This is a genomic window from Nitrosomonas halophila (genome assembly GCF_900107165.1).
Classification (GTDB): Bacteria; Pseudomonadota; Gammaproteobacteria; order Burkholderiales; family Nitrosomonadaceae; genus Nitrosomonas; species Nitrosomonas halophila.
The window spans coordinates 1-5,587 of the sequence record NZ_FNOY01000105.1 but is presented as its reverse complement, the minus strand read 5'-3'; the positions used below and the strand labels follow the sequence as shown (position 1 = coordinate 5,587).

Annotated in this window: 7 protein-coding genes and 3 pseudogenes; 4 read left to right on the top strand and 6 right to left on the bottom strand. The window is 50.5% G+C overall.

Annotated elements, in window-relative coordinates:
• Positions 1-96 precede the first annotated feature (96 nt).
• From BLV85_RS14075 to BLV85_RS14060, 4 genes and pseudogenes are all read left to right on the top strand, one after another.
• The gene (locus BLV85_RS14075; RefSeq protein ID WP_176974055.1) at positions 97-549 is read left to right on the top strand and encodes a hypothetical protein; all 453 of its coding nucleotides are present in this window, start codon (positions 97-99) and stop codon (positions 547-549) included.
• Positions 539-787 (top strand): annotated as a pseudogene (locus tag BLV85_RS14070) (ExeA family protein); the annotation flags it as partial. The gene BLV85_RS14075 and the pseudogene BLV85_RS14070, both read left to right, overlap by 11 nt.
• Before the next feature lie 68 nt (positions 788-855).
• Positions 856-1,746 carry an IS1595-like element ISNiha1 family transposase gene (locus tag BLV85_RS14065; protein ID WP_086557925.1) on the top strand — a complete coding sequence of 297 codons (891 nt, stop codon included), beginning with the start codon at positions 856-858 and terminating at the stop codon, positions 1,744-1,746.
• A 57-nt stretch (positions 1,747-1,803) separates the two neighbouring features.
• Positions 1,804-2,100, top strand: a pseudogene (locus tag BLV85_RS14060) (IS3 family transposase); the annotation flags it as partial.
• A 243-nt stretch (positions 2,101-2,343) separates the two neighbouring features.
• Here the strand turns inward: BLV85_RS14060 and BLV85_RS14055 are convergent.
• The 6 genes and pseudogenes from BLV85_RS14055 to BLV85_RS14035 all read right to left on the bottom strand — a co-directional run bounded on the left by BLV85_RS14055 (position 2,344) and on the right by BLV85_RS14035 (position 5,219).
• A complete protein-coding gene (locus tag BLV85_RS14055) occupies positions 2,344-3,303 on the bottom strand; it encodes a hypothetical protein (protein ID WP_090415857.1) in 960 nt (319 codons plus the stop codon).
• A 69-nt stretch (positions 3,304-3,372) separates the two neighbouring features.
• Positions 3,373-3,738 (bottom strand): hypothetical protein, encoded by a 366-nt coding sequence (locus BLV85_RS14050; RefSeq protein ID WP_090415856.1) that lies wholly within the window; start codon positions 3,736-3,738, stop codon positions 3,373-3,375.
• 244 nt (positions 3,739-3,982) lie between these two features.
• Positions 3,983-4,342, bottom strand: a complete 360-nt coding sequence (locus tag BLV85_RS14045; protein WP_176974054.1) for a helix-turn-helix transcriptional regulator — start codon at positions 4,340-4,342, stop codon at positions 3,983-3,985.
• A 163-nt stretch (positions 4,343-4,505) separates the two neighbouring features.
• Positions 4,506-4,664, bottom strand: coding sequence for a hypothetical protein (locus tag BLV85_RS15745; protein WP_245725239.1), 159 nt, complete (start codon positions 4,662-4,664; stop codon positions 4,506-4,508).
• 61 nt (positions 4,665-4,725) lie between these two features.
• Positions 4,726-4,866, bottom strand: a pseudogene (locus tag BLV85_RS15995) (hypothetical protein); the annotation flags it as partial.
• Positions 4,867-4,880: 14 nt separating this feature from the next.
• Positions 4,881-5,219 (bottom strand): nucleotidyltransferase domain-containing protein, encoded by a 339-nt coding sequence (locus BLV85_RS14035; RefSeq protein ID WP_090415854.1) that lies wholly within the window; start codon positions 5,217-5,219, stop codon positions 4,881-4,883.
• Positions 5,220-5,587: the final 368 nt, after the last annotated feature.

Below are 5,587 nucleotides of genomic sequence, written 5' to 3'. Positions count from 1 at the left end.
CTGGAGAGGCTGCATACGGCGAATGGTGATCAGTCACCAATTAACTATGAAAATTCTCTAAAAAAAGTGTCCGGTTGGACTTGACCAGAACAGAGCTTGTTCGACAGTGAATTGTACGTCGAATACGAGGGTACACGGACAGGTCCTTACTATCCGGTATCCGGCCCGATTCCGTTAAACCGCTACCGAACATTCAAGCGTGGCGCTGTCGGCGAGCGCACCGACCGCATCCGCTCACTTGCTAACCAGCTCAAGCTGACGATTGCTGCACTAGCTGGAGAAGAGATACGACTTGCTCCCTTGAATCTTTCCAGTGAATTGCCGAAACAGCCATTTGATACAGAAGCGCACGAATACCATTTCGCCAGCATTATCGCCGCCAAGCTTGCGATTGCCGCCGACTTGGCGCTACCACTGGCAAAGCTCGCGGCCTCGGATCGCGCCTTTATCGACCAAGTGCTGAGCGAGACGCTGATACGTCATATTGTGCTGGCACGCATAAGAGAGTATTTCCGCAACAAAAAATCAGGAGAGGATCATGCGCGTTGAAGTGATGCAGTATTACGGGTTGGCACAACCGCTCAGCCAAGCGGGCTACTATGAAACCGAGCATCATAAGCAACTCATCAAGGATATCAAGGGCGCGATCCTGGAAGGGCGGCTGATAGCAGTCTGTGGTGTCGTGGGCAGCGGCAAGACTGTCACCTTGCGGCGGCTGCAGCAGATTCTGAAGGATGAAAATCGCGTGGCCGTCGCCAAGTCGCTATCGGTGGAAAAGCATAGTATTATGCCTCTAAACTATTTTCAGTATTTTCTGCCAAATGCTTTTAGATCAACGACATAGGGAGCTGTATCATGAGAGCATTGGAAATTAATTTGCTGGATTGGCAGAAACGATATGGGACGGAAGAAGCCTGTGTGCAGGCGCTGATGCAACAACGCTGGCCGGAAGGGTTCCGTTGCCAGCGCTGCGGGCATGATCATGGCTATGTCATCAGTACACGCTATTCCTGGGAGTGCTCCAAGTGCCATTACCAAACTTCACTGACGGCGGGGACGCTGTTTCATTCCACCCATCTGCCGCTAACTAAATGGTTCTGGGCGATTTACCTGACTGCCTCGGACAAGGGTGGCATTTCTGCTGTACATCTTTCTAAACAAATCCAGGTATCCTGGATTACGGCTTACCGGATATTGCGCAAGATTCGCATGACCATGGGGCACAGGGATAGTATCTATCGGCTGCACAATCTGATTGAAATTGACGATGCCTTGGTGGGTGGTCGCCGTAGTGGAAAGCGAGGTCGCGGTGCTGAGGGAAAAATCCCGGTACTGGTGGCAATTGAGAACCGGGGCAAGTGTGCCGGGTTTATCGCCATGCAACAGGTCTCTGCTGTGACGCATGAAACCGTAGCAAGGTTTGTTCAATGTCATCTCCCGCCCAGCCAGTGGGTGCGTAGTGATGCGCTGGCTTCCCTGACGGAAATTGGCAAAACCCAACATCATGCCGCACGGGTGACGCCGCCTGATAAGGTGGGCAAGTGGCTGCCCTGGGTGCATATTGCCATTGGAAACCTCAAAGCGTTTCTGTTGGGCACTTATCACGGTGTATCGTTCGGGTATCTGCAGGAATATCTCAATGAATTCTGCTATCGGTTCAACCGGCGCAGGTGGGAAGCCGAGTTACCACTACGCCTTCTCAATGCCTGCCTGATGCACACTCAGATCAAACTGAAAATTGTATAGAGGCATATAATTTAATCAATAGTGCACAAATTGCCGCTTGACATTTAGAAGGGCATCCGTGGATCGCAATATGCCAGCAAACAGTACCACCAACTTTTAAAAATACATGGTTTTATCGGCAGTATGAGTCGTGTGGGAAATTGTTGGGATAATTCAGTGGCTGAGAGCTTTTTCGGTAGCCTTAAACAGGAGCAAATCCATTGGCAATGCTACCTGACCCGCTATGCAGCACAGCAAGATGTCCTGCAGTATATTTCCATGTTTTATAACAGCCATCGACTGCATTCATACCTGGGCTACAAAAGTCCAAACCAATATGAGGCAGAAATGGAAATGTTGAAAAATGTTGCTTAACCGGATTGTCCGGTTTTACTTGACCAGGTCAGAATGATGATGAGTCGTATGGACATAACGAGCTACGTCGCGCGCTGTATATGCCTGGCCTGGTAGCCAGGCATCATAATCCAATACTAAAAACGTTTGGTGATAGATTAAGTATTGACTTTTACAATTTTATATCAGGACCTTGATGTCGAATCACCTCGGCCTTGATTAAAGTGTTTGAGACACAGAGCTCAAGAAAGCCCTGTCCCTGCCTCAATTCTGGAGCGGGGGCGCATCGGGCCAGCTGCCCGCCTGCAAGTGCAGTTGTGTCACATCCGCCGTATCATAGGCAGGCATGGCACTCTCCAGCCTGGATGCTATCGCATTTGCATTTGCATTTGCATTTGCATTTGCATTGCGCATCGTCATCCATTTGAGCGATTTGCGTGCTTTATTGATGCTGTCCAGTTGCGTCTGGGCAGCATCCCGCTGCTCTTCAAATTTGGCGATGAATTTTTCCAGCTTCTCGAACTCCTCCAGGGTTTCGGATGCGGCCAGTTCCGCGTTCATCTTCTTCAGGCGCTTGTTGAAAACAACGATCTGATCGAAATACTGAGTTGCGCTGTCGATACGGCCGGCCTGGGCCGCTTCCTGATCGGAGAAATGCACCTCGTAGCAGATGTTGAGTTGATTGATGTATTCGTTGGTAAAAAACGTCTGCGACTTGTACGTTTCGTTGGATGCGCTCAAGAACAAATGCAGGCCTGCCAGAATGGGGAAATGCTCCTGCTTGGCTACGCGCCTAGCCTCAGAGACTACATCGAAAGTCCCCAGAATCGAGGTGACGGCATCGAAAACCCTTGAAATGATTAACTGTTGATTGGCTGCCAGTGCGGCCGCACCCTCGCCAATCGCTTCCAGTACCGTTTGATCTTTGCTTTGAACGTCTTTCGCACCCTTATTCTTGCCCAGCAGTATCTGGGAAACTGCCTCGATGATTTTCGTGACGTTGTCCAAGGACCATTTGCTGGTGTTTTGAAATTCCTGATATTGGTTGCCCAAGTATAAGCTGTGATTGAATTGGTTTTCGTGGTAGAAGCGGTCGCATTCCACTTTAAGTTTTGCGACGAGTTCTTTCTGGAGCTTCTCTCCCTCTTGGCGTCTGGTATCCATGTACGCGCGGAACTCGGTGTCGCTTTTCTCTTTATCGGAAATGCCGGTAGATTTTCCCATAGGGATGACCTCTTTTGAATGTTAATGGATTGATTTTCGAGCCTACTCAAAATCACAGGGCGGCTGCGGTCAGCAGCCGTTTACGTGGATCCCACGATTGGTGTTGACTTCCACGCATGCATTGGTCTGGTTGGAATTCTCCCGCTCGTCCGCGCGGATAGTCACATGCCGGTCGCTGGCCTGATGGCAGCCTTTTTGGATTTCCACCTTTCCGCACCGGCCCAGGATGCGGGCACCATCTCCTACGGCGTCCCTGTCTTTTTTATCCTCAAGAAACGCTCTGATCTGCGCCTGCGTATAGGGCTGGTTGGTGGTCGGGTGGTTCTGGTCATTATTTTCCTGCGTATCCCAGCCCTGCTTGAAGTCGTAGGTTGGCCGTGCTATGGCGGTCCCACAAATCGCCACGGACAACACTAGAAAAGAAATTCTCTTCATCTCCATCTCTCCTTTGCATGCCTACTCTTCACGATTTTCAGCGGTCTCGTCTTCATCCGGGTTTCGAGATGAAGTGATATGCATATTATGATTAATGCATTGGCATGGAAATACTTAAAACAGCGTATCTGCTAAGGGGCTTATTCCAATTCTCGATAGGAATGAAAATAATTATATTCATAATATGATTAATTTACAGTATGTTATACGATTTTATAATTTCTGTTTCTATCTGTAATTGGAATTAGTCTTGGCGCTTCTTGTGGATATTCTGCCGATGGGTTTGCACGGTGTAGGTGCTCAGGCCCAGTTGCTCGGCAATTTGGGCGCTGGTCAAGCCTTGCACCAGCATTCGCATGATTTCTTGCTCCCGGCTGGTCAGGCTCCATCTGCTGAGGTGATCGGGAATGTATTGGGCAAGCTGGCCCACGCGGGATACGCCAAGCCTGGCGTAAATGTTCTCCCGGTGCTTGGCCACCGTGAGCGGGCTGATACCCAAGGTTCGGGCCACGGTTTTGTTGGAGTGGCCTTTGACGAGTTCAAAAAAACGGCCAACTGTCTTTGTGTGAGCAATGAAGCTATTGGGGGCATTGGCGGTTTTCATGTCATGTGTTGAAAGCGCTTCGGGCCATGCATGATGATGGGGCCGAAAGCCCATACCGTTCGGAAACGCTATGGACTCCATCGTTGACAGCACAAATAGTTACAATTATTGCTGGCGCAGAATCGCACTGAATGCTGGTTGGGTCAGTTTTGAATGCAGGTTGTTACACATAGTCGTTGTCGTCAGACTCTTCCGGCATGAACTCGGCCCGCATGGCTGCTACGAAGGTTTCGGCCTGTTCCACCATTTCCCGCGCATCGCTCATTTCCACTGGGTCGCCTTCGTAGTCGGCCACGTAGCGGAAGGTTTCCGCGTGTTTCAAGAGGCGGCCCATTTTTGACCAAGCGATCACTGAAAGCGTTGAGAACGCCTTTGTGCGTCTTGCCTACATCGAACCCCGAGGCCAGAAGTGCGGCGCGAGCAGCATCGAACATGGCGTAGTACTCCCGGTTAGATGCACCGTCGGCGTCTCCAGTATCGAGCAGCACCTTCGCCGATGCTGCCGCCTGCACGGCCTTTGCCATCAAGTCTTGCGCCTTCACAGCCTGACCCCCTCCCTGGCGATGTTGTGAAGCAGTGCCGGATTCGAGTAGTTCTCCGGGTGTTCCCATTCATCCAGCCACACCGGCAGAGGTGAGATGTTGATACCCGTTTCCAGCAGCACGTCGTAAGCCACGTCGGCCATTGCTAGCGTAGTCGGCAGAACCCTTTGATGTTCGCCTTTCAGGAGCACGGCCACATCGGCGTCGCTGTCGGGGCGATGTGTCCCCCGTGCCCGGCTGCCATAGACGATAGCACCTGCTATGTCGTAGCGATCGGCGATCAAGGTGAGGAAGCGATGGACTGCTTCCTCGGTGTTAGGGTCGATGTGATTCATACGAATCCTGCAATGGAATCCGGATTTTCTAAATGAGTGATTCTAATCGACTAATCTGCTCGCATGGTGTTCTATCTTTGATCAATTGTTAATCACCCACACCCTTTCCCTTATAACCAATACCTTAAAGCAGTTATGCACAGAACCATTCAGGTTTTTAGGGGATAAGTCTGCGGGTGCAGATACCCTGACGTAAGACATAACCAGTCCCAAAGATTTCACAATGAAATAATTTCAGTTTGCCCTGACAGGATTGGTTTGATCAAAATTTTGGGCTCCTCGGCAGAATTTGTGGGTAACCGAAAGCGCCTTTTGTAAGACCATGGCCGGTGATAGTGGAGCACCCCGCCCAATCTCTGAGAAGATGA